This is a genomic window from Myxococcus sp. AM010, assembly GCF_013372585.1.
Lineage (GTDB): Bacteria > Myxococcota > Myxococcia > Myxococcales > Myxococcaceae > Myxococcus > Myxococcus vastator.
The window spans coordinates 38515-61558 of record NZ_JABXEO010000027.1 but is presented as its reverse complement, the minus strand read 5'-3'; the positions used below and the strand labels follow the sequence as shown (position 1 = coordinate 61558).

The window sequence follows — 23044 nt, the reverse complement described above, 5'->3', positions numbered from 1 at the left end:
GAAACAAATTCATCCTGGGGCAGCAATCCGCGCATCTCAACCTCGGAGAGTAGATGGGGCGACAACGGGCTCTTCATCCGCCAATGACAGGCGCGACGCTAGGGGCCGCATCTGAACATGGCAACGCCCACGTTGGAAGCGGCTGTGTAAATCCCCGACGAGGGCCGCTGCGGCTGTGTCTTTCCTGCGCCTGTGGACGCGAGCTGTCCATTACTGCTCGGAGGCATGAAGGCGGGAGCGGCGCCCAACGGTCTGGATACTGCCTGCCGACGGCTCAGCGTGCCATCGGTTCGTCACGACGCCGTCCACCAGCAGCTCGGTGCCAACGACGAAGCGCGACTCGTCCGAGGCGAGGAACACCGCGGCCTTGGCGAGTTCCCAAGGCGTGTCCATGCGGCTGAATCGCACCAGGCCACGGAGCTGCTCGCGCAACGCATCCTGTTGCTCGGGAACGCGACAAGAGCCCGGGGCCCCGCGCAGGACGTGCGCGGGGCCTCTTCGTTTCGTCACGCAGCTACGTGAGTCACGGCGTGGGGCGTCACGGTGAGTAGATGACCGCGGTGTTGAGGTACGAGTTGCCCCAGTGGCCTGCGGCGACGAGCACCTTACCCGAGGGGAGCAGGACACCCGTGGGGCCCTGGCGGCCCGACGGCATGCTCACGCTGAAAGAGACGGAAGCCGTGGCAGGGTCGTAGATCTCGGTGATGGCGCTGATGGCCTGCGAGCCACCGGTGACCAGCAGCCGGCCCGAGGCCAGCATCACGTGCGTCGGATTGTTCCTGGCGTGGGTCAGCGTGCCCGCGCTCGCCTGGAGGTTGAGCGCCGGATCGTACAACGCGAAATTGACGCCAGCGTGCAAGAGGACCCGCCCCGAGGGCAGCAGGTGGCCCTGACTCCAGCTCGTTCCGCTCGCCCCCGTCGCCGGCGCCCACGTATCCGTCGCGAGGTCATACATCTCGGCGGCGGAGCTACCGCCCGCGACCAAGAGCTTCCCGGAGGGCAAGAGGACCGCGGAATGCGAGGCGCGCAACGTGGCGGCCATGCTTGCGATGGGCACCCAGGTATTCGTTGCCGGGTCATAGACCTCGGGGATGCTGTTGACCGCGCTGGCGGCGCCTCCGATGACCAGCACCTTGCCCGAGGGCAGCAAGGTGGCCGTATGCCTCGCGCGCGCGAAGGTCAGAGGCGTGGCGGCACTCCAGGTGTTCGTCGCGGGGTCATAGATGTCGACGTTCCGGACCGACTGATTGCCCGCCTGGTCGGTGGAGCCGCCAATGGCCATGACCCTGCCGGAGGGCAGGCGCGTCAGCGTGTGGCTCCCGCGCGCGGAGCCCATGTTGCCCGCCGCGCTCCAGGTACCCGTGGCCGGGTCATAGAGTTCAGCCGAGGCCAGGGGGTCCGTGTTGTAGCCGCCCACGACCAGCACCTTGCCGGAGTCGAGGAGCACTCCGGGGGCCGCATAGCGGGGCGTGACCATGCTGCCGGTGGTCTCCCACCGCGCCGAGGCGCCGCTGCCGCAGTCCGTGCCGTTGAGGACGCTGACGCTGAAGGTGTGCGACGCGGAGAACCCCCTCGCGTTGGTCACGGTGACGGTGAGGGTCGGCGCGGCACCCGCGGGCACGCACATCGGAGCAGTCCAGCGGACCTCGCTGGAGGTGAAGCCGTTCGTCGGCGTCCCCACCGTGCCGGTGCTCGCCGTCCAGCCGAAGGTGAGCGCGCTGCCATCGCCATCCTCGGCAATCACGCGCAGCGTGGCGCTGCCACCGCCGGCCACCGATGTCGCGGACTGGTGCGTCAGAACGATGCGCGGCGGAATGCTTGCCCCCGTGCCCGGTCCCACGCAGACGCGCAGCATGCCCTGGCCCCGGCCGCCGTTCGGGTCCGTCACCGCGACGGTGAGCGGACAGTTCCCACACGGGTCTCCGGTAGGCACCGCGGTCGGGGTGAACGTCGCGCTGGCCGTTTCAGCCTCCGTCCACGTGCCCGCGCAGGCCGCCGTCCACTGGTAGGAGAGCGCGTCACCGTCGCCGTCCACGGCGTCCACCGTCACGGTGGTGCTCTGGCCCACCGGCACCGGAGAGCGGGAGATGGTGATGCCCCGCACGGACGGCGACGTGTTGAAGGACACGGTGACGCTGGCGCTGCCCGCCGTGCCGCCGTCCGTCGAGACGACATTGACAGTGAGGTTGATGCTGGCCGAGGCCCCGCGAGAATCCGTCACCGTCAGCGTGAGGACATATGCGCCCGACGTCTGCGGCGCCGTCCACGTCGTGGTCGCCGTCCCCGTGGAGCCGAAGGTGCCGCTCGCCGCCGACCACGAATAGGTAAAGGTGTCGCTCACGTCCGGGTCGTGCGCCGTGGCCCGCAGGGTGATGCTCCCGCCCGGGAGCACCGTGCTGGCCGCCGCCACCAGCGAGTCGATGCAAGGCACGGTGTTGTCGAAGGGCGGCGTCGTGTCGAGAGACTGCAGGGTGATGGCCACCACCGCGACCTCGCCCGCGGCGATGGTAACGCCCGTGGCCTGCCCCCGGTAGCGCAGCGCGCCCTCGGCGTTGAAGGCCTCCGCGGTGAAGGTGCGATTGGTGCCCGCGGGCACCTGATAAAGCGAGCCACTCCAGGTTCCGTTCGCCAGGGCCAGCGTCGTCGTGGCCGACGGGACTCCCGTGGCGCTCAGGGTGACGGTGACCCGGGTCACATCGTCCCCCGCGAGTGCCTGGGGAATGGAGCCCGCGAACTGGACGGAGCCCATGTCCACCGGTTCCTCCACGGAGGCTCCGCACCCCCACGAGGAGGACAGCGCCACGGCGACAAGGCACAGCAGCGCCCACTGGGTCTTTCTTTGTCTTTGCATCTGGGAGGGGTCCTTGCCTGAGTCGTGAGCAGGGAACCACCTCCGCCCCGAAGCAGGGGCCAGCGCGACGAGGAGATAGGCGGAAGGACAATTCCTTGCACCCGCATTCCGTCAGGAACGGAAGGCGAGCGAACAAATTAAAGCACCTTTCTCAAAAAACGATATGGCATTTCTACAAACCCTTGCCGATCCGACCAAGGCTTGCCAGCGCGTGTCAAAACCAGACGCCCGTATTCACTTCCAGTCCATGGCGCACTTCGCCGCAGCAGAGGTGTCTGGACCGCCCCATTACCGGGTCCACGAGGTCACCAAGCCGACCCTTCATCCAGCTCATTGCCGCCACAGTCCGCTTTAAATGAATATCGAGATTTAGTGACAATAGCCGATTACTCATGTGATTGGGCTTGCGCAATGGCATCCGCAGGCTGGATGGCCTTCTTGAACGAGCGTCGACGTGGGGCAGGCATCGGCAATCTGGTTGCCCATGTAGCCAATTGCTGTCGCAGCCTCCGGCCCAAGCACCGCCGAGATTGCCGCCGCCACGCACCGGGCGACGGCGACCAGCATGGGCGCGTGCGCTACCGGGTTCGCCAGCGTGTGGGCCAGCGCCGCTGCCGCGTTCGCCGCATTGCGCACGCTGAGTTCGACGTTGGTGTGCAGCCCTCCGGGCGAAGCGGCCTGCATGTCCGCCAGTGTCGCGCCGCCGCCGATCAATTCCCGAATCGTGTGTAGGAGGGCCTCGGGATGCTTCAAGGGAGCTGCTGAGCGGACTGGATAGGGAGGGGATGGAGCAGGGACATGTCGAGGTAGCGGTGGTCTGCCCAAATGCTGGAGACCTCCAGCGCCACGGTGGTGATGAGGCGCAAGGCGCTGGCGCTGGCGGGGAAGGCGCCACGGAGCGGACTCCGTGGAAGCAGCGCATCCCAGAAGCCCCCCAGGGACGAAGCTAAGGTTCAACAGGCGCGCGAGCCCCCCGTCTCGGTGGGCGCGGGCTGCAGCGCGCCCATATCCACGGCGTAGTCCTCACCCTCTTCCACGGAGAGCCGGGCCTCGCGCGCGCCAGGTGACACCCAGTGCTCGAGCCAGCCGCCCCCGTCCGTGGGTGCCGTAGAGCGCCTCGCCGTCCACCACGAGGCGATAGTCCACGCCCACGCGAGGCCGGTCCTCATCCAGCAGCCGAAGCCGAACCTGCTCGCGCCGTCCCTTCACACGGAAGCGTTGGGTGGCTCCCGTGCCGACAGAAACGGTGCGGGGCTGCTTCGGAGAAATGGTGATGCGGTCAACCACGAGCAGGACGTGCGGACTGCCACGGGCGGCCCTGAGCGCCTGATTGTCGGGATGCTCTCACAACATGCGCCAGTGGAGCCCGGCCGCCTCGGCGATGGAGGACACGCAGTGGCCCTCCCGGACCACAGAGTCCCCCTGGCCCACCGGCGCTCGTGCCCCCTCCGCCATGAGCCCCCTCTCGCGCCGTGCGCTCGCGACGAGACTGTTGAGAAACCTGCGTGCCTCCCCCCCGGGGCGGGGTGCAGCCAGCGTGGCCAGGAGGAAACACGGCGGGCCTGCGTGCTCACCGAACGCGCCTCGCGCCGGGCCGGGACGCGGAAGCTCGACTGCTTCACGGAGCATGAGCCCAAGACGGCCATGAACGTCGTCACCACCGATGTCGACCGGGGTATCGGCCTCGAGTTGGTGCGTCAGTGCCTCTCCCGCGGTGACGTGGTGCACGCCGGCGTGCGCGCTCCCGCGCAGACCGCGGAACTCACCGCGCTCATCCAGGACGCTGTCGGGAGACTCCATGTCCACACGCTCGACGTCGCGAATCCGTCGAGCGTGCGTGCCTTCGGGATGGGGCTCCCCGCCCCGTGCACGTGCTCATCAACAACGCCGGCGTGCGCAGCCGCCCGGACGCCCTCTCCGACCTGGACGGCGACGACCTCACCCGCACCTTCCAGGTGAACGCGGTGGCGGCGTTGCGCGTGACGGTGGCCCCGCTGCCGCGGTTGCGCGCGGCGGGCGGCGCGAAGGTGGCCAACCTCAGCTCGAACCTCGTATCCATCGCGGACAACAGTTGGGGTGGCGCCTACGACTACCGCATGTCCAAGGCGGCGCTGAAGACTCCGGAGGCTTCTTCGACTTCAAGGGCCAACGCATCGCGTGGTGACTCGCGCTGCTCCAGAAGGCGCTGCCCGTATGTGACGCGGGCCCTCGTCAAAATCGCCCTCCCCCACGCAACTCCGTGCGCGGATGAAGGACAATTCCTACAAAGGCATGCAGGAACGCACCTCATGCTTCAGACCAGGGGGGGGCTACAACATGGGTATCATCACGAAGGCAACGACGACGGTGTTGAAGCAGGCCGCGCGAGGCGCGTCCCACACGGGTGGCCACGGGGCACCAGCCCGGGTGCTGAAGCAGGTCGCTCATCACTCCACCAAGGCCCCGAGCCCGTCCCAGATTGCCAGTGAGACGCGGGCGCGGAACAACAGCCATGACCTGATGAGCGACATCATGGACGCCATGGACCGTCGCGATGGCGGCAACAACGCGTCCATGCCTCGTATCAAGCTGGATGTCCCGCTGTCGCGCCGTGAGAACTTCGCGTTCGACGCCATCCAACCGGGGTATGGGACCCCGAAGTCCGCCATCGACAAGCAGGGCAAGCTCCAGCCCGCGGGCGACAGCCCCACCGTCAGCGCCTCCGACCACGTCGATGGCGAGAAGTCCGTCAAGGCGAAGACGCCGTATACGTCCTTCAGCGGTCCGCCGGTGGGCGTGGACGGCAGGGCCACGGGACCCCGGGTCGACAACCCGCTCTACGGCAAGGACCTCATCGTCACCAACCCTGCGAAGGACCCCAAGAGCGGCGTGGTGCTCGACCAGTTCGACATCCAGCGGGACCTCCGGACGAGCACCAGGCCCGGCTTCGACGAGACCGCCGTGCTGCGCTCCGAGCCACGTCCGCAGCCGCTCTGGCAGCCCACCGCCGAGGAGCGCGCCATCATGCCCCTGGTCGGGGTGGACCCCGAGAAGCCCTCGTACTCGTTCCGTGAGCGCGCGATGGTGAACTCGGCGCGAGACGCCGAGTACCTGGTCAAGGGCACCATTCACGCGTTCGACTACTTCCAGGGGCTGCCGGACGGCTCGCTCAAGCCCCTCTCCAAGCAAGAGGTGATTGACGCGGCCGCGAAGAAGCTCTGAGCGGCCGGTTGCTTCACCCGGCGCCCGAACCTGCGCGGCCTACCCGGCGGCCACCTTCGTGGCCTGGAAGAAGTCCGCCGGCATGGGCCGCTCCAGCGTCCAGAGGATGCGCATGGGCCGCTCGGCTTCGTGACTCACGTAGCGGACCGGCCCCAGACACAGGTAGGGCATCGACTCGCCGCGGTCGTCCTTCCTCCGCTCGCGCACGAAGAGGATGACGCGCGTCCCTCGCTGGACGTGCTCCACGTACCGCCGGCCCGTGGGCGAAGCGGACGACGTGGCGTTCTGCGACTCCCAATGGAACAAGCTGGGCGACACGGCATAGTCCGCGTAGCGGGTGGTGGGCTTGAAGTCCGCGTCCGACTTGTCGAGGGTGACGAAGAGCAGGTCCGTCTTGTGCGCGTCCACCCACAAGACGCCCTCTCGCACTTCCCGCAGGCTCCCCTTCGTCCCCAGCACCCCGTAGGCGGCGATGATCTCGTAGAGACCATAGGTCGCATGGCACGCGAGGGGCGCGGCCCCGACGGGGTCCAGCGGCGTGTGCACCCTGCGGCTCCGGTCCTCGAGCAGCTCCAGCAACTCCAGCAGCTCCTCGCGCAGGGCCGTGCAGGACCACAGCTCGGACATCGCTTGCGGCCACTCCGCCACCGCGCGGCTCCGGAAGCCCAGGGCGGCGAAGAGCATCCATTGGAGGCGCTGCTCCCGACTGCCGGGAGTCGCTGGGGGCGGAGGTGCTGGCAAGGACACCCAGGCACACCACTGCCTCAGCCGTTCTTCGTCTCCCACATGAAGCATGCGCGCCAGGGCCTTGGAGAGCGTGGCCTCGTGCGGCCCCACGGGGCGTTGCTCATGGCCGGCGTCGCGGCGCAGCGCCGTGAAGGCGCTGCGCTCCGAGGGCCTGCCGTAAACCTCCTCCAGCTCATGGCCGGTGGCGTCCAGGAAGGCCTGGAGGCGCGTCTCGGGAGGCAGCGACTTGAGTTCCTCGAGCAGGATGCGCCGCGCATGGGAGACGGCCGCCTTGACGTTCTGCAGGACATGCTCGCGGGCAATCCTGTCCAAGCGGATGGCACAGCCGGGCGGCAGGCGTGGGAAGTCGTGCTCCAGCTCGGCTTCCAACTGCCGCCGCGTCCCGCCCACGATGGCCCGGTAGCGCACGTCGAAGCGATAGCGCTTGTTCGCCTGACCGATGAAGTCGAGCACCGTGAGGACGCTCTTGCCCGAGCCATGGGACCAGCGCAGCCCGCGGCCCAACTGCTGGAGGAAGATGGTGGCGCTCTCCGTGGGCCGGAGAAGGAGGAGCGTGTCGACCTCCGGGATGTCCACGCCCTCGTTGAAGAGGTCCACGGTGAAGAGGGCCTGGAGCTCGCCGCGCCGCAGCCGAGCCACGGCCTCACGGCGCTCACCGTCCGGCGAGCCGGAATGCAGGGCCGCGGCCTTGAGTCCCGCGGCGTTGAAGTGGTGGGCCATGACCTCCGCGTGCGTGACGCCAACGCAGAAGCCCAGGGCGCGCATGGCCCGCGGGACGTGGACGTATTCCTCCACGGCCTGGAGAATGCGCCGGGCCCGGAGGTCATCGCCGGTGTACAGGGCATTGAGCTCGCCCCTCGCGTACATGCCCCGTTTGAATGTCACCGAGGAGAGGTCAGTGCCGTCGTGCACGCCGAAGTACTGGAAGGGGCAAAGCAGCCCCTGCTCAAGGGCCTGCCAGAGGCGGACGTCGCAGGCAATGCGGCCGTCAAACCAGCCCAGCACGGACTGACCGTCTCCCCGGTCCGGAGTCGCGGTGAGGCCGACCAGGATGCGCGGCCTCAGGCGCTCCAGCAGCTTGCGGTACGTGGGCGCCTCGGAGTGGTGGAACTCGTCCACCACCACGACATCATACGCATCCGGGGCCAGCGTCTCGAGCTGTCGCTGGAGAGACTGCACGGAGGCGAAGACATGGTGGCCCCCGTGGACCGGGCGCTCGCCCGCGACGAGCCGCTCGCCGAACGCGGCGTCCCGCAGCACCAACTGGAAGACCTGCTGGCTCTGCAGGAGGATTTCATCCCGGTGCGCGACGAACAGGAGCCGTTCATGCCCTTGGGCGCGCAGCCGCCGGTAGTCAAAGGCAGCCACCCAGGTCTTCCCTGTGCCCGTCGCGGCGACGACGAGGTTCTTCCGGTGCCCATGCTGGCGCTCCGCCTCCAGCGCTTCGAGCATTTGCCGCTGGTGGGGCTTGGGTTCGAACTCGATGTCGAGCGCCACGAGGCGCTCGAGCGAGGACGCGCCGGAGCCGCCCCGCTCCCGGGCGAGGGCCGTGGAGAGCCGCTCGCCATCACGCTCCGGGTCGTACGAGACGAACTCCGGCTCGCTCCAGTACTGCTCGAACGTCGCGCCAACCCGTTCGAGGATGCCGGCGTTGTCCGCCTGACTCACACGCACGTTCCATTCCAGGCCGTCCACCAGCGCGCTGTGCGTCAGGTTGGATGAACCGATGTAGGCGGTGTGCAGGCCCGTCTTGCGGTGGAAGAGCCAGGCCTTGGCGTGGAGGCGTGTCTGGTCGGTCTCGAAAGAGACCTTCACGTCGGCGCCCAGCTTCACCAGGTCATCGAGCGCGCGACGTTCAGTGGAGCCCGTGTACACGGTGGTGATGACTCGAAGCCGGCCGCCGCGGCGCACGAAGTCCTCGAGCTGCTTGCGAACCAGGCGCAGGCCCGCGAAGCGGACGAAGGCGCACAGGAGGTCGATGCGGTCGGCGCTTTCGATTTCCCGCGCGAGCTCGGGCCCCACCTGGTAGTCGCGCCGGCCATTCACCAGCAGCCCGCTCTCCGAGAGGGAGAGGTGTGGCCGGAGCGTTGGACTCCGCGCCGTGAGGGCGCTCCCGCCCCGTCGCGCCTCGCGCAGCAGGTGAGCCTCCTCGTGCACCTGGTCCGTCATGAGGACGGTGTCGTCATTCCCCGCCTTGCTCAACAACGTGATGAGGTCATTGGCGAGCCGCACCTGCTTCTCGGCCTGCGCCTCATCCGCGGGCACCGAGGCCAGCGCGCGGCGCGCCATCACGTAGACATGACGGGCGAGCACCTCGGGCAGCATGGCCGCGTCGCACTTCTGTACGTCGAGCCACCAGCCCTCGCGCCTCGAAACATCGAGTTGGTCGTGCAGGGCCAGGCTGAGGAGCGTCTCGTAGAGTCCAGGCTCGAGCCCGGAAGGCATGCTTGGCATCAACGCGGAGCCTACGACAGACAGGACTCCGCTGAGGCCCCCTCCCCGCCCTGGATTCTCACAAACCGGGACCACCCACACGATGCGCAGAAAACACCACACGCAAAGTCCAATTTACCATGAAAATCATGTAAACCATTCGAAACAAACAAGTACGCGGCCACGGGCTGCGCGATGGGGCGTATGCAAAAGCTCTCAATGGCAGTTGTGATGTTGTGCGGAACGCTGGTGTCCGGATGCCAGGGCGCGGAGGAGGAGCAGCAGCAGCAGCCGGCCCTCGCGCAGCCTGACGGTGCAGGCAACGCGGCGTCCGTCGCCACCTCGCGCCAGGCGGTCATCTCCCCGGAGCTGGAGGCGGCGCTCGCGTGTGTCGAGACCTACGCCAACGCGGGGACCTGCGACTGGGCGCACTGGAGCGAGCTGTGGGAGGCGTGCCAGACCTACGAGCACCCGGAGCTGGAGGACGGCGTCTTCCTCGACGAGGTGCAGTCAGAGAATTGCACCGCGGCCAACTGGTCCACGCTGCGGGCGCAGCTCCTCGCCCCCCGCACGCAGCTCGTCCGCGTGCGCGACAGTTGCAACGGTGACGCCCAGGTGATTCAGGAGGCCGAGGCCAACGGCTGCTACACGCTCACGGAGGCCGCGGGCGCATCCTACGTTGACGTGCCGCTCGGCAAGAGCGTGACGCTGCATGCGGGCACGAGCTGCAGCGGCGACTCGGTCACCGTCGAGACGGACTCGAGCCTCTGTGAGACTTCGTTTGACAGCGGCGCCAGCGCTGACGACAACGTGCGCGCATTCCGGGTCGAGGACGTCGTGGCCCCCTCGTCGCCGTACCGCTACACCTGCGCCGACGATGAGCCGACGTGCGTCCAGAACTTCAACAGCAGACTGGGCGCCATCAACAAGAAGCTCACCGTCAGGGTCGTCCGGATGACCCTGGCTGGCAGGACGACGCCTTCATTGACCGCCATCCGGAACAGCGTCCGCGACCTGAGCGACTACTACGCCACCGCGTCTCGCAACCAGGTGAGCCTGGAGATCATCGGTTCGCAGACCGTGCAGGTGACGAGCAGCAACTGCGGGAAGGCCAAACAGCAGGCCATCCAGAAGTCCCAATCCAACGCGTTCATGACCGTGTACGCGCTGCCCAGCGGGATGTGCTCCACCTCGAACGCCGGCGGGCGCCGCATCTTCCTGAAGGGCAACCTGTTCCGGGACTACGCTCACGAGGCGGGGCATGTCCTCGGACTCGGGCACGGCAACCGGCGCGACCCCACGACCGGCAAGCAAGTCCCCTACGGCGACTCGAGCACGTACATGGGCAGCAATGCGTCGGACAACTACAACCTCCCGCAGCTCCACTGGCTGGGTTGGACGAAGAAGGAGGAGCTCGTCAAGGTCAACTCGGCCATCGACAACGGAGGCTCCATCGACGTCACCCTCCGCCCCGTGGGCGCCAACGCCGACAGCACCAGCGACCTCCCGCTGGGCGCGGTCTGGGAGGTCCCTGGCACCGAACAACGGCTGTTCATCACCGTGCCCAAGCCGCGCGTCACCAACTCGAACCAGATTGAGGGCGGCACCGTGTTCGTCTACCGCGCCTCCAGGGCCGTGGGCTGCACGGGCATCTGCCTGGGGACGCTGCAGGTGGCGCGGTTCAGCGCCAAGTCCAACAATGAGCATGAAGCGAGCGGCATCTTCATCCAGCCGGTGACCTACACCAGCCACTTCGTCCAGTCAGATGGGAAGCGCGTCGAGGTGTTCACCTCCGTCACGCTGCGCATCAGGCGGTAGCGCCCAGCCTGTCGCCGGAGTCGGGCAAGTTCATGGAGGATGCCAAGAGGCGGCGCCAGTCGCTCTGACGACTGGAGCCGCCCTGCCCCACGGCCCCTGCACGGGGAAGCGGAGGCTCAGGCTACCCGAGGACGCAGACCCCCGACGAGCAGGTCTTCGCCGCCGGACAGACAACGCCGCAGGCGCCGCAGTTGTTCACGTCCGACGACACCTCCACGCACTGCCCGCCACACTGCACCGAGGGAGCCGGGCAGGAGCCACCCACGCAGTCATAGCCACCCGGCGTGTTGACGCACACCTGGCTGGGATTGCACGCGGCGGTCCCGTTCACGCATTCATCAATGTCCTGACACGTCCAGCCATTGCCCGAGTAACCAGGCCTGCACGTGCAAGTGTAGCTGCCCGGAGTGTTCGTGCAGAACGCATTCACCGAGCACTGCGCGGTGCCATTCATGCATTCATTGACGTCATGGCAGACGCTGGGCTGCGTGCCCTGACAGGTGTAGCCCGGCTCCACGTGGCAGGCGCTGCTACAGCCATCCCCCGGCACCCGGTTGCCATCGTCACACTGCTCCGAGGCGCCCACCCGGCCATCGCCGCAGGTGGCGCCCGCGCCGCCGCCCGTGTCCTCCACGGCGTCCAGGCCGTACAGCGAGGCCAGCCCGCCCCGCAGCCGCACGTAGCGGTACGGCGTGGCGCTGCTGAAAGGCACCAGCGTGGAGTGCGTACCCAGCCCCAGGTCCAGCAGGTTCGCCTGCCCCGTGCTGATGATGCTCATGTCCGCGCGAAGGAACTCCACCTGGGCAATCACCGCCAGCGAGATTCCCTGATAGTAGATGCGCAGCGGCCCCGTGCCCTCCTCGCCCAGCCCCATGTCCAGCAACAGGGAGCCTCCCAGGAGGCCCAGGAAGGTGGCGGCGTTCCCATCTGGCGCGCCCACGGCGTTGTTCGGATTGAGCACGGCGAAGACACCGCGCTGGACCACGGCGTCGGCGTACCGGTCTCCCGCCATCGCGGACACGGCGTCCGCTCCCACCTCGGCGCCCACCGGCACCTCTTCGGAGACAAGGGACTCCTGCTCCAGCTCAGGACCACACGCACCCATCATTCCGAACGCCAGCGCCGCGCTCAGCCATCGCCACAGGGGGGTCACTCGACGGGTCTTCATTGTCTTGCTCCATTCCACTTGGACTTGGGGGTTGGCGGCCCGGCATGAAGACAACCACACCGGATGACCGCCAAGACAATGAACGCACGAAGGCCCGCCCCGGCTTTATACACACGCCTTCCGCCCCCCGGCGCGTGTGCCATTGGACAGCCTTTCCGCCAGATAGCGCCGCGACGAACGCCAGGTGACACCCACCCTGGACACGAAGGCTGAGACCTTCGTCCCAACACGCCTCAGCCTTCTTGATTCCTGGGAACGGAGAGAGGAAACGCGGCGTCGCGCACGCTCAATCCCAGCCGCGAAGCTGGAGGCGGACCCGATGCATGAGCAGCTCCCACTCCTGGCGCTTCAGGGTCGTCAGGACACGACCCCCAATGAGCGTGAGGCCAGCAAGCGTCATCACCACGAAGCCGATGCGGTGGTCCTTCAGCCCGGCGTCGAGCAGCGTGGCCGCGACATCCAGCGAGAGGAACAGGGCCCCCAACGCCAGGTAGGCGCGAATCTGGAACACCATGCCCGCCACGACGCCGAGCAGGCACACTCCGCCAAAGACGAGCGCATACATGCCGTCGGGAGACTGGCCCACCTGGACCGCCATGCGCGCGGCCGCGGGCACATACAGCAACAAGCCCCCGAGGATGCGCACCGTGTTGCGCGCGGCGTGCGGCAGGCTCTCCGCGAAGAGCTGACCCAGCATCAACAACAGCAGCCCCATGGGCGCCAGGTAGATTTCCAGGCCCTCCAACCCAAACGCCAGCGCGGAGATGAGCAGCGCGAAGTTGCACGCTGCCGCGGCGAACGCACCGAACAGCCGGCTGCGCTCCACCGCGCCCAGCGTCGCGTACAGGAGGCCGGAGCCGCCCGCGAGCAGCGCAGCCTCTTGCGTCGCCTCGCCTGGCAGCACCAGCGCCATCCCCATGGGCAGCAGCGCCGCGAAGCGTCGGGTCGCCGCCTCCACGGGCTGCACGCCTGCCCGCCGGGCCAGCACCGTCACGCCCACCAGGATGAAGCCCAGGGCCAGCGCGAAGAGCGCGTCGTGCTCGGCGCGCAGGCCCGGTGCATACAGGTTACGCACCAGGGCATAGACCCCAACCACCGCTGTCTGCACGAAGTAGACGTGCCGGCCGGTGTGCTGGCTCCAGGCGCAGTGCAGCGCCACCAACACCAGGATGCCGATGGAGGCGGCGGCCAGCGTGAGGGCGCTGTCGGAGGCTGTGCCCCCCACCGCCAGGGCCGCGAGCATCAGCCCGCTCACCACGAGCCCGGTGTCACGTCCCCACGCCAGGCCGCCCGCGACGTCCGGCCGGCGCCTCCGCACCCACTCCTGGGCGGCATGGAGGGCCAGCACGCCCACCGAGGCAGCCAGGGACAGGGCCGCGCCATGGACGATGAAGAGCTGGCCATAAGGCAGCGTCGGACCGACGCGGCCCGCGCGAATCGAGAGGACGGCCATGAGCGAGGCGACAAAAGTGCCGCCCACCCCCCAGGCCCCCAGCGTCGCGATGAGCGAGGCGAGCGTGCCCTTCCACTGAAACGCCGCCACGAGCACGGACGCGGCGACGAGCGCCAGCGTCACGGGCAACGCGGGAGAGACCATCCAGCTCCCGCCCATGCTCAGCAGCATCTCCCCCAGGAGGTTGAGCGCGGCCAGCGTCGACGACGGCGTGCCATTCGTCGCCAGCGCGTACACGAGCCCGGCCAGCAGGTAGATGGCCATGGCCTGGTGGATGCGCATGCGAGCGGCGCTCTCTGGCAGGCCCCTGCGCCGGACAAGCCACGGCCCCAGCGTCACCACCGCCAACCCCACCAGCGCGAGCACCGGGCCGGGCCACACCTCGAAGATGTCCACGCGGTGCGCCAGCGCGTGGACCAGCAGGAGGATGCTCGCGCCAAGCACACCGCGTCCCTGCACCCTGGCCCCTCCGAGGAACAGCACCAGGCCGGTGATGCAGACCAGGCCCGCCGCCGTGAGCCCGGGCTGGAAGAGGGCCGCGAGGAAGACCGCGCCCACACTGAGGACCGAATGGCGCCGCAACAGGTGCTGGAAGGACTCGGGCAGCCCCCGGAGCGAGGCCACGGCGTAGACGAGCCCCGCGGCGGCGATGCCCGCGAAAGCCCGCTGCCACAGCAGGAACACCGTGTCTCCAGGCGCGAGCCACGCGGCCTTGTCGAGCCAGTGCAGGGACTCGGCGCCGATGCGCACCCACATGCCTTCGGACGTCCCCGAGGGCGTGAGCCTGGGCCCGAGCAGCGACTGCCTCGCGGCCCAGAGCGCCGCGCCGGGCAGGCCGAGCCAGAGCCCCACGCTCGCGAGCCGCACCGAGCGCGCGGACACCGAGAGCAGCAACATCAGCACCGCGGGCCCCAGCAACATCAGGGGCGGGATGAGGGCCAGCGCACGGGACGGACGGGGCAGGCCGACGAGGAGCGCGCCTTTCAGGAGCACACAGGCCAGCACCGCCACGCCCAGATGGGGAACCCAGTGGTAGAGCGTGCCGTGACGAGGCTTCTCCAGGAGCCTGGCGACCCAAGGACCGAAGCGCCGTGTCGCCAACGCGACGCCCCAGAGCGCGACGCCGATGAGCGAGGTCCGCAGGGCGGCGACGTCCGGCGGCGACGGTCGGCCCGCGCGGTTGACCAGGGCGGTGAGCGCGATGAGCACGCCCAGCGACGCGAGCGTCACCACCGAGCCGCGCAGGTGCCAGGCCTCGAAGCCGCGCGACACGAAGGCCACGAGCGCGACCAGGAGGAGCAGACCGGCCGCGAGCAGGCACGTGGCGCGCTCGGCGTCCGTGGGCCTGGACAGCCACGCAGCCAGCGTGAGCGTGGCGACGAAGACCTGCACCAGCGCCACCGTGGCGAAGCCGTCCGTGAAGAGCGGCAGCCCTCGCGCCCCGAACGGGAGCCGGAAGAGGTCGAGCACCCGCCTGCTCCAGGGGCTGGGAGCGGCGCCCGTCCTGTCAGTGGGGACGGGCGTGCGGCCGCGAAGCGCCGCGAAGGCCGCGAAGCCTAGCGCCAGGGATGCGGCGACGAGGGCGGCTCGGGCGGACGCGAAGTCAGAGACGGTGCCCGCCACCTGGGACACCGCGAGCGCGAACCCCGACGCCGCGAGGACCCCGACGAGCCGGCTTCCGTCCCGCCGGACACGCAGCAGCAGCCAGGCCGTGATGACGGCCGTGGGCAAAGCGGCGAGCACGCGGCCAGGCAGCCCGAAGGCGGACGACAGCACGTCCGGCGCCACCGGGGTGGCGTCCACGGCCAGCAGGACTCCCGCCGCGGCCAGGCCGAGGGAGAGGTCATCCAGGGGCAGCAGTCCGTCTTGCCGCGAGCCCCGCCGGGCCCACGCGGCCTGGACGAGCCCCAAGGCACCGTAGAGCCCGCTCACGAGCGCGAAGACGGCCAGGCGGCCCCAGCTCCCCTCCAGGCCCGGAGTCCCCTGGGCGCAGGCGAGCACACCGAAGAGCAGACCCGCGCCGCCCAGGTAGTGCAGGCCCCGCCAGCGCCAGCCGCCAGCGACGTGCGCGGCCCCGGCGATGACGAGCCCCGTCATCACCCGGGCCCACGGCGAGTCGGAGCGGCCCACCTGGGTCACCAGGGGCATCGCCACCAGCGCGCCGAGGACGGTCCAGGCGAGCAGGCGGATGCGCAGCCCCGGGAAGGCGCTCCACCGCGCCAGCAGCATCAAGCCCGCGACCGCCACCGTGCCGCCGAACACCCACCAGCCCGGGTCCGCGGGCGCCAGTGTGCGCGCGAACAGGGCTCCGGCGAGCAGCGTCGACATCACCAGGAGGTGCACCAGGGCCCGCCGCCGGGGCTCCAGCAGGAAGAAAACCCCCGCCGCGAGGAGCGGCGCGAGCGCCGAGGCGAAGTCGACCTGGAGGTCCCCACCCGGCTGGACGGCGAACGCGCCCAGCGCCCCCGCGAGCGCGCCGCTGGCGAGCACCGCGCAGGCGACCACCTCCAGCACCGGGCTCACGCGTGGGTGGGACTCGCGCGCGGCGTCGGTGGTCGCGGCCACGACGATGACGGTGGCCAGCGCCTGCGCCCACAGCGTGAAGCCGGCGAACAGTGCGCTGCCCGGCTCCAAGGCGTCGAAGCCCGACGGCGCGCTCGCCACGCCGAAGACGGCGAGCCACAGCGCGCCATAGAGCGCGGCGCTGGCGCCCACGAGCGCCGTGTTCTCCGACGTCGGCCCGCGTGCGCGCCAGGCCGTGGTCCCCAGGGCCACCACGCCCACGCAAGCACACAGCGCGCGCAGCCAGGGCGCGTCGCCCAGCGCCATCAGCGGCAGCCCGGCGAGCAGCGAGGGCAGGAGCGCCACCGCCAGGGACGTCACCGGCGTGCCATGCAGCAGCCGTCCCGCCGACCGCAGCGGCACCAGGCCCAGCGCGGCGACACCGAGCGCCACCGCGGAGCCGAACCCGGGTGACAGCGCGAACAGCGACGACAGCGCGATGAAGGAGACAGGGAGCAGCGCGAGTCCGATGCCCGCGAGGACGCGGCCGACGGGCATGGAGCGCCGGGAAAGGAACACCCCCAGCCCGATGAAGCCCGCGTGATAGCCCCACAGCGCGCCCGTGACGAGGAGCTGGCGCGGAACCCCACCCAGCGCGCGCCAGGCCTCGCGCACGCCCATGAGCGAGCCGCCCAGCACGAGCATCGCGCCGAGGAACCACCAGATGAACTCCTGGAACCGGGGCGTGCTCTCCGGCTGTGCATCAAGCGCCACGACGGCTTCAAGTCCCCCGCTGAGCGGACCCGACGCATCCCGGGTGAAGAACGTCTGCCCGGAGTCCAGCGCCGCGCCCAGGTCGTCATCCCCTGACTCCGAGCCAGGCCGGAGCTCTCGACGCTTGCGCGCTTTCTGCTCCCGCTCCGCCTTCGCGGCTTCGTCCAACGAGCGCGCGAGCGCCGCGCCCCAGCCCCACAGCCGCGAGCCTCCCGCGCTTCGAAGCGAGCTCGCGACCCTGTCGGCCCAGGCCTCCGCGCGCGTCGCCGCGTCAACGGGAGGAACGGCCACCGGCGCTTGGAGGTCGTCAGCGGGAGCGGGTTCGACTTCCGCCACCACGGGTGTCCCGGCGTGAAGGTCGTTCGCGGCAGGCGCCAGGGACTCGGCGAGCCGGGCCGCGGTGACGCCATCAATGACGGCGCTGGCCTGCCAGCCTTCGATGTGCCGCCGCAGGGTCTCCCTCACGAGCGCGTCGAGCTGCGGCGCGGTGGCGGGCACGAGAGGGGAACCGCACTCCTGACACATGGCACCCGAGGCCACGTCGCGGAGCCGGGCACAGACTTGGCAGATCATGATGCGACAGCATAGCCTCAATCCCCCCCGCGCTCGGTGGATGCTCGCGAACAGAAGGAGCAGTCCCCCGAGCTACGGGGCGAGGACGGAGCAGCGTCCACCCGCTTCAGCAATCCCGGGGGCAGGTGAGCTCCTCGAAGGGAGCGCAGACCCCGTCACCGCAAGCGGTCGAGGGGTAGCAGTCCCAGGGACACGTGCTGGGCAGCTCGCGCCCGTTGCAGACGCCATCGCCGCACTCGGAGCCGCAGTCCACGGGGCAGTTCGCGGAGTGCTCGCCACCGCCGCAGATGCCATCTCCACACCAGGCGGGTATGCCGCAATCCTGGGGACAGGTGTTGGACGTCTCACCTCCGTTGCAAGCGCCATCGCCGCAGTAAGGGGGGCCGCAGTCCTCGGGACAGGTGTCCGCCGTCTCGGTGCGAGCGTCGCAGATACCGTCACCGCACAAGATGAGCACACCACAGTCCTGAGGACAGCTGCGGGAGGTCTCGCGCCCGGAGCACACATGATCCCCGCAGAAGTCGAGCGAGGCCTCCGACCGCGCCAACTCCTGCTCGGCCTCCACGGGCCCACATGCAGCGAACAACCCCAACGACATGCCAGCCACCAACATGACCAGACGCGCGTTCATGTGTGCCTCCTTGAAAAATGGAGCCGCACATATCAGCGCATCCTCAATCAATAGACAATGCCGAGCGGAGCGCGGCAAGCGCGGGCAACCTGGGAAGGCCCCTCGCCGCGACACATGGCGCGGCGAGGAGCCGGGGCCCATCAACGCATGACGTCAGCTACGGCACCCCGGGGTACGTGAAGGACGCGACATGCGACGGGTGGCCCGGGTAGCAGTCAGTCCCCGTGTCGCCGCTGACGACAGCGCCCCAGTAGATGAGGTACGGCTGGTCGAGCCGCAACACCGTGACGGTATACGAGACGGGGTCCGCCGCGCTGGGCGGAGGCGAGTAGCTGGCCGCCTTGAAGCAGACGTCGTAGGTGCCAGCCGGCGGGATGGCGCTGGTGCTCCAGATGACCCGCTCCGGCCCCCACCCCGATGACGCGGTCAGGTCCAGCGCACCGAAGTCCGTCCCAGCGTCGGGCCCGGGGTTGCCGCCGTGGATGACCTTCCCCGTGGGCGTCCGGACGACGAGGTTCCCATCGCCGAAGCGCGCCCACGACGTGGCGATCTGCAGCCGAAGGCCCTCCTCCACGCAGACGCCCTGCGAGCAGGTGTCCCCCGCGCCACAGACATTGCCGCAGGCGCCGCAGTTGGACGCATCAGACGACAAATCCACGCACTGCGCGCCGCACTGCACCGTGGGCGGCTGACAGGCGCCGCCCACGCACTCGTAGTTTCCGGGTGTATTCACGCACAGCTGTCCCGGCTGGCACACGGCGGTCCCATTCGCGCACTCGTCAATGTCATCGCATGTCCAGCCATTGCCGGAGTAGCCCGGAAGGCACGTACAGGTGTAGCTGCCCGGCGTGTTCATGCAGCTCGCGTTCACCGAGCACTGCGCGGTGCCATTCGTGCATTCGTTGATGTCCGCGCAGACGCTGGGCGCGCCGGAGCAGGTGTAGCCCGGCTCCACCTGGCAGCCCCCGCTGCAGCCGTCTCCCGGCGCCACGTTGCCATCGTCACACTGCTCCCCTGCGTTCAGCTCGCCATCGCCACAGATGGCGCCGCCACCGAAGCCCGTGTCCTCCACGGCGTCCACGCTGAACAACGAGGCCAGCCCGCCACGCAGCCGCACGTACCGGTAGGGCGTCGCGTTGCTGAAGGGCACCAGCGCGGAGTGCGTACCGATGCCCAGGTCCAAGAGCGCCGCCTGTCCCGTGCTGATGAGGCTCATGTCCGCGGCGAGGAAATCCACCTGGGCAATCACCGCCACCGCCAGCCCCCGGTAGTAGATCCGCAGAGGCCCCGTGCCCTCTTCTCCAACGCCCATGTCCAGCAACAGCGCGCCCCCCAGGAGGCCCAGGAAGCTGGCGACGTTCCCATCCGGCGGTCCCACGGCATTGTTGGGATTGATGACCGCGACGATACCGCTCGGGACGACCGCGTTGGCGTAGGGGTCATTCACCTTCGATACCTTGCTCGAGGCCCACTCGACCTCCGACTGCGCCTCCTCGGAGACGAGGGGCTCCTCCTCCAATTGGGGCCCGCACGCTCCCAGCATTCCGAACGCCAGGGCCGCGCACATCCAATGCCAATTGGGGGTCACTCGACTGCCATTCATTATCCTGCTCCATTCGATTTGTACTGGGGGATGGCGGCGTGACAAGCAGACAACGAAACAAGGCCGCCAACACCAAGCTAGGCACGAGGCCCCGGATGCAGCTCAAACGCACGCATGTCACCCCGGAACTCGCATGCCATTGAACAGCATTTCCGCCAGAGGCCGCCGCGACGAACGGCACGCGACACCCATCCTGGACATGAAGGCCGAAGCCTCAGCGCCCAGCGCGAGCAATGACTCTCAATTCTCAGGACTGGAGAGGCACCATTGAAGGCGCGAGTGAGGATACAGCGGCGGCACAACCGCGAGCGTCGAAGAGGAAGCCGTCCTTGATTCACGCGAGGAAGCGCGGCCCTTCTGCGACAACGAATCCTACTGGATTGACTTCTATTCGGACGCGAGCCTCACGTGTTGGGTCTGCTTCAAGCCCTGCGGTCGCAACGAGACGGCGCACATCACCAGGCGACAGACGGCTTTCGCCGTGACGGACGTCTACTCCGTCTGCCGTTAGCAGCCTTTGTCTCCGTTTCCACCAGGAACGCCGGCGGCGGCGCGATGCGTCATCCGGCGACGCAATCCATCCCAACCCACCGGGTGTCAAAAACACACCATTTACAATACGTAAAAACCCTCATACACACCGCACGTCTCCAATTCGGGGACAACTCGCAATGAGGGGGAAGTCATGAAGAAGTTCAATACGTTGGGAGTTGTGGGTCTGCTGTCTCTGGCCGCCGTGGGCTGCGGCGGGGAGTACACGCCGGAGGAAGAGCAGGCCATGCAGCAGCCGGAGCTGGGCGATGTGGCGCAGGCCGCGGAGTACGCGACCATCGACGCCATGCAGACACGTGATTTCTCGACGTGGCTGTTCGGCTCGACGCCGTTCATCATCGAGAACCTGTCCAGTACCCACTCGACGCCCTACTACGCGTACTGCGGTGGCAACTCCACCTCCGGCACCATCGCCGCGGGCGCGACCATCACCGGCAGCCTGATGTGCAACTGGCCCGGTTCGCGCCTGTACGTCCGCAACAACGGCACGCTCACCGGCAACCAGCGCCTCTACGTCACCACGTACTGAGCCACGTAGCCCCGCCATCCGGATGGCGCATTGGGGGAGCCCTCTGCAGGGGGTTCCCCTTTTTCACGTCCGTCCGGCCCTTGACTGAACGTGCATTCAGGCCCACGGTGCGCCCATGAAGGCGCGCCCCATCGACAATCCGCCCAACCCGTGGGCGAGCACCGAGGTGGAGTACCTGGACGAAATCCCCCCGTCCAAGCTGGAGGTCTTCGAGGACCACAGCCGGCAGGTGCTGTCCCACAACGACAGCCCGGACGTGGGGTTCAGCTGGAGCGTCAACCCGTACCGGGGCTGCCTCCACGCCTGCGCGTATTGCTACGCGCGGCCCACGCACCAGTACCTGGACCTGGGCGCGGGCACCGACTTCGAGACGAAGCTGGTGGTGAAGCCCCGGGCGCCGGAGCTGCTCCGCGAGGCCTTCGAGAAGCCCTCCTGGAAGGGCGAAACCGTCGTCTTCAGCGGCGTCACCGACTGCTACCAGCCGCTGGAGGCCTCGCTGCGCCTGACGCGCGCCTGCCTGGAGGTCTGCGCGGACTACCGGAACCCGGTGGGCATCATCACCAAGGGCGTGCTCGTCGAGCGGGACCTGGACGTCCTCCAGCGGCTGGCCCGGGACGCGCGCCTGTGGGTCAGCGTCAGCCTCCCCTTCCACAACGCGGAGCTGGCCCGGGCCATGGAGCCCCATGCGGCCTCCCCCAAGCGCCGGCTGCTGACCATCCGCCGGCTCACCGAGGCGGGCATCGACGTGGCGGTGTCGGTGGCCCCCATCATCCCGGGCCTCAACGACGAGGACATCCACCGCGTGCTGGCCGCGGCGCGTGAGGCCGGCGCCACCCGCGCGCATCACACGCTGGTGCGGCTGCCTGGCCCGGTGCAGGACGTCTTCGCGGAGCGGCTGCGCGCGAAGCTGCCCCTGCGCGCGGAGCGGGTGCTCCACCGTATCCGGGAGACTCGCGGCGGGGCGCTCAACGACAGCCGCTTCAAGCACCGCATGCGCGGTGATGGCCTCTACGCGGAGACCCTCCACCGCCTCTTCCACACGTCGGCGCGCAAGGTGGGCATCCGCGCCTCCTACGTCACCGAGGACGCTCCGGACACCTTCCGGCGCCCGGAGCGCAAGCCGCCGCCCACGCCGCAGCTCAGTCTCTTCTGAGCGCGCACGCGGGCGGCGGGCGTCATTTCCGGAGGGCTTGAACCACCGTGATGAGGATGACGGAGCCCACCGTCGCCACCAGCAGCGACCAGAGGTTGAAGCCCGTCACGCCGGTGCCGCCCATCAGACTGAAGACCCAGCCACCAATCATGGCCCCGACGATGCCGGTGGCGATGTTGGCGAACATGCCCATGCGGGCGTTGGTGCCCTTGATGATGCTGGCCAGCCAGCCCGCGATGCCACCCAGCACCAACCACGTACAGATACCCATGACGACCTCCTTCGTGCCCTCCGGTTGCTATCAGACCTCCCGCCCTCGCGCAGCGGCCGGCCGTCTTCCTCGTGTACGCACGGGCCCCGGAACCCATTGCCTCCGGCCCCTGAAACGGCGATGCCCCGTGCCTCCCAGGGAGACACGGGGCAGCCGCGGCGCTTCGGATTCGCGCGCCTGACGTCACTCAGTCCTTGCCGAGCATCCCGTCACGCAGGCTGCCGTCCACCGGGTTCTTGCCCACGAAGACGGAGAACAGCGCATCGGAGAAGTCCTTGCCCTCGACGGAGATCTCCTTGCCCGTCTTGCTGGACACCTGCGTGCCCTGGCCGGGGACGTAGGTGAGAATGAGCTCGTCACCCTTCTTCACGTCCGGGATGGCCGCGTTGAAGGTGTCCAGCTTGGGCTGGAGCTCCGCCAGCTTGGCGCCGGCGTTCTTCTTGAAGCCGTCGCCAATGGCCTCGACGATGGTCTTCTTGTCCAGGTCCCGCAGCATGTACATGCGCACGCGCTTCACCTGGTCCGAGCTGATGATGGCCGCGCCGTCCTTGGACGGCGTCTCCAGGTAGAGCCCCGCAGTGTAGACCTTGAACACGAACTTGCTGCGCAGGCCCACGCCGTTGAGCTTCAGCTCCTTGCCGGCGACGGTGGCCGTCTCCGGGTACTTCACCCCCGCGACGTCCTTGGCGAAGGCCGGGGCTGCGAGCATCAGGGACAGCACGACGGTGGTCAGCGTGGCTTTCATGAATCCTCCGGGTGTGGGTAATCCGTGCGGTTGGACGCAG

14 protein-coding genes are annotated in these 23044 nt (G+C 68.8%); 5 read left to right on the top strand and 9 right to left on the bottom strand.

The features are described from left to right. Positions 1-210: 210 nt before the first annotated feature. The 3 genes from HV826_RS36705 to HV826_RS15200 all read right to left on the bottom strand — a co-directional run bounded on the left by HV826_RS36705 (position 211) and on the right by HV826_RS15200 (position 3604). Entirely contained in the window at positions 211-432 is a 222-nt protein-coding gene (locus HV826_RS36705; protein WP_255217233.1) for an SDR family oxidoreductase, read from the bottom strand. 106 nt (positions 433-538) lie between these two features. Next, a complete protein-coding gene (locus HV826_RS15205; RefSeq protein ID WP_176417730.1) occupies positions 539-2851 on the bottom strand; it encodes a kelch repeat-containing protein in 2313 nt (770 codons plus the stop codon). Positions 2852-3241: 390 nt separating this feature from the next. Next, complete coding sequence (locus HV826_RS15200; RefSeq protein WP_176417729.1) at positions 3242-3604, bottom strand: hypothetical protein; 363 nt, start codon at positions 3602-3604, stop codon at positions 3242-3244. A 1112-nt stretch (positions 3605-4716) separates the two neighbouring features. On the opposite strand from HV826_RS15200, the gene HV826_RS38085 reads away from it, so the two are divergent. Then, a complete protein-coding gene (locus HV826_RS38085) occupies positions 4717-5319 on the top strand; it encodes an SDR family NAD(P)-dependent oxidoreductase (protein ID WP_368670929.1) in 603 nt (200 codons plus the stop codon). Next, entirely contained in the window at positions 5201-6052 is an 852-nt protein-coding gene (locus HV826_RS15195; RefSeq protein ID WP_368670931.1) for a hypothetical protein, read from the top strand. Before HV826_RS38085 ends, HV826_RS15195 begins: the two co-directional genes overlap by 119 nt. Before the next feature lie 39 nt (positions 6053-6091). Here the strand turns inward: HV826_RS15195 and HV826_RS15190 are convergent, their stop codons facing one another. Further along, positions 6092-9244, bottom strand: coding sequence for a DUF3427 domain-containing protein (locus HV826_RS15190; RefSeq protein WP_176417727.1), 3153 nt, complete (start codon positions 9242-9244; stop codon positions 6092-6094). Positions 9245-9451: 207 nt separating this feature from the next. On the opposite strand from HV826_RS15190, the gene HV826_RS15185 reads away from it, so the two are divergent. Next, positions 9452-11050 carry a hypothetical protein gene (locus tag HV826_RS15185; RefSeq protein WP_255217232.1) on the top strand — a complete coding sequence of 533 codons (1599 nt, stop codon included), beginning with the start codon at positions 9452-9454 and terminating at the stop codon, positions 11048-11050. Positions 11051-11171: 121 nt separating this feature from the next. Here HV826_RS15185 and HV826_RS15180 read toward each other — a convergent pair whose 3' ends face one another. The 3 genes from HV826_RS15180 to HV826_RS15170 all read right to left on the bottom strand — a co-directional run bounded on the left by HV826_RS15180 (position 11172) and on the right by HV826_RS15170 (position 19694). Next, positions 11172-12218, bottom strand: a complete 1047-nt coding sequence (locus tag HV826_RS15180; RefSeq protein ID WP_176417726.1) for an EGF domain-containing protein — start codon at positions 12216-12218, stop codon at positions 11172-11174. Between the two features lie 286 nt (positions 12219-12504). Next, positions 12505-17520 carry a hypothetical protein gene (locus HV826_RS15175; protein WP_176417725.1) on the bottom strand — a complete coding sequence of 1672 codons (5016 nt, stop codon included), beginning with the start codon at positions 17518-17520 and terminating at the stop codon, positions 12505-12507. A gap of 788 nt (positions 17521-18308) precedes the next feature. Further along, positions 18309-19694 carry an EGF domain-containing protein gene (locus HV826_RS15170; RefSeq protein ID WP_255217231.1) on the bottom strand — a complete coding sequence of 462 codons (1386 nt, stop codon included), beginning with the start codon at positions 19692-19694 and terminating at the stop codon, positions 18309-18311. Positions 19695-20439: 745 nt separating this feature from the next. Between HV826_RS15170 and HV826_RS15165 the strand changes: the two genes are divergently transcribed. Together HV826_RS15165 and HV826_RS15160 are read left to right on the top strand one after the other, a co-directional pair. Next, the gene (locus tag HV826_RS15165) at positions 20440-20835 is read left to right on the top strand and encodes a hypothetical protein (RefSeq protein WP_176417723.1); all 396 of its coding nucleotides are present in this window, start codon (positions 20440-20442) and stop codon (positions 20833-20835) included. A 115-nt stretch (positions 20836-20950) separates the two neighbouring features. Continuing rightward, positions 20951-21988, top strand: a complete 1038-nt coding sequence (locus HV826_RS15160) for a PA0069 family radical SAM protein (RefSeq protein WP_176417722.1) — start codon at positions 20951-20953, stop codon at positions 21986-21988. 22 nt (positions 21989-22010) lie between these two features. Here HV826_RS15160 and HV826_RS15155 read toward each other — a convergent pair whose 3' ends face one another. Further along, positions 22011-22259 (bottom strand): GlsB/YeaQ/YmgE family stress response membrane protein, encoded by a 249-nt coding sequence (locus HV826_RS15155; protein WP_176417721.1) that lies wholly within the window; start codon positions 22257-22259, stop codon positions 22011-22013. Positions 22260-22446: 187 nt separating this feature from the next. Beyond that, entirely contained in the window at positions 22447-23004 is a 558-nt protein-coding gene (locus tag HV826_RS15150) for a chalcone isomerase family protein (protein WP_176417720.1), read from the bottom strand. Positions 23005-23044: the final 40 nt, after the last annotated feature.

What these genes read in the sequence shown, in the direction of transcription:
- HV826_RS15160 (WP_176417722.1), top strand. Translation starts at nt 20,951, where the DNA reads ATGAAGGCGCGCCCCATCGACAATCCGCCCAACCCGTGGGCGAGCACC.
- HV826_RS15155 (WP_176417721.1), bottom strand. Translation starts at nt 22,259, where the DNA reads ATGGGTATCTGTACGTGGTTGGTGCTGGGTGGCATCGCGGGCTGGCTG.
- HV826_RS15205 (WP_176417730.1), bottom strand. Translation starts at nt 2,851, where the DNA reads ATGCAAAGACAAAGAAAGACCCAGTGGGCGCTGCTGTGCCTTGTCGCC.
- HV826_RS15170 (WP_255217231.1), bottom strand. Translation starts at nt 19,694, where the DNA reads ATGCTGGGAGCGTGCGGGCCCCAATTGGAGGAGGAGCCCCTCGTCTCC.
- HV826_RS15175 (WP_176417725.1), bottom strand. Translation starts at nt 17,520, where the DNA reads ATGATCTGCCAAGTCTGTGCCCGGCTCCGCGACGTGGCCTCGGGTGCC.
- HV826_RS15165 (WP_176417723.1), top strand. Translation starts at nt 20,440, where the DNA reads ATGAAGAAGTTCAATACGTTGGGAGTTGTGGGTCTGCTGTCTCTGGCC.
- HV826_RS15185 (WP_255217232.1), top strand. Translation starts at nt 9,452, where the DNA reads ATGGCAGTTGTGATGTTGTGCGGAACGCTGGTGTCCGGATGCCAGGGC.
- HV826_RS15150 (WP_176417720.1), bottom strand. Translation starts at nt 23,004, where the DNA reads ATGAAAGCCACGCTGACCACCGTCGTGCTGTCCCTGATGCTCGCAGCC.
- HV826_RS15180 (WP_176417726.1), bottom strand. Translation starts at nt 12,218, where the DNA reads ATGAAGACCCGTCGAGTGACCCCCCTGTGGCGATGGCTGAGCGCGGCG.
- HV826_RS15190 (WP_176417727.1), bottom strand. Translation starts at nt 9,244, where the DNA reads ATGCCTTCCGGGCTCGAGCCTGGACTCTACGAGACGCTCCTCAGCCTG.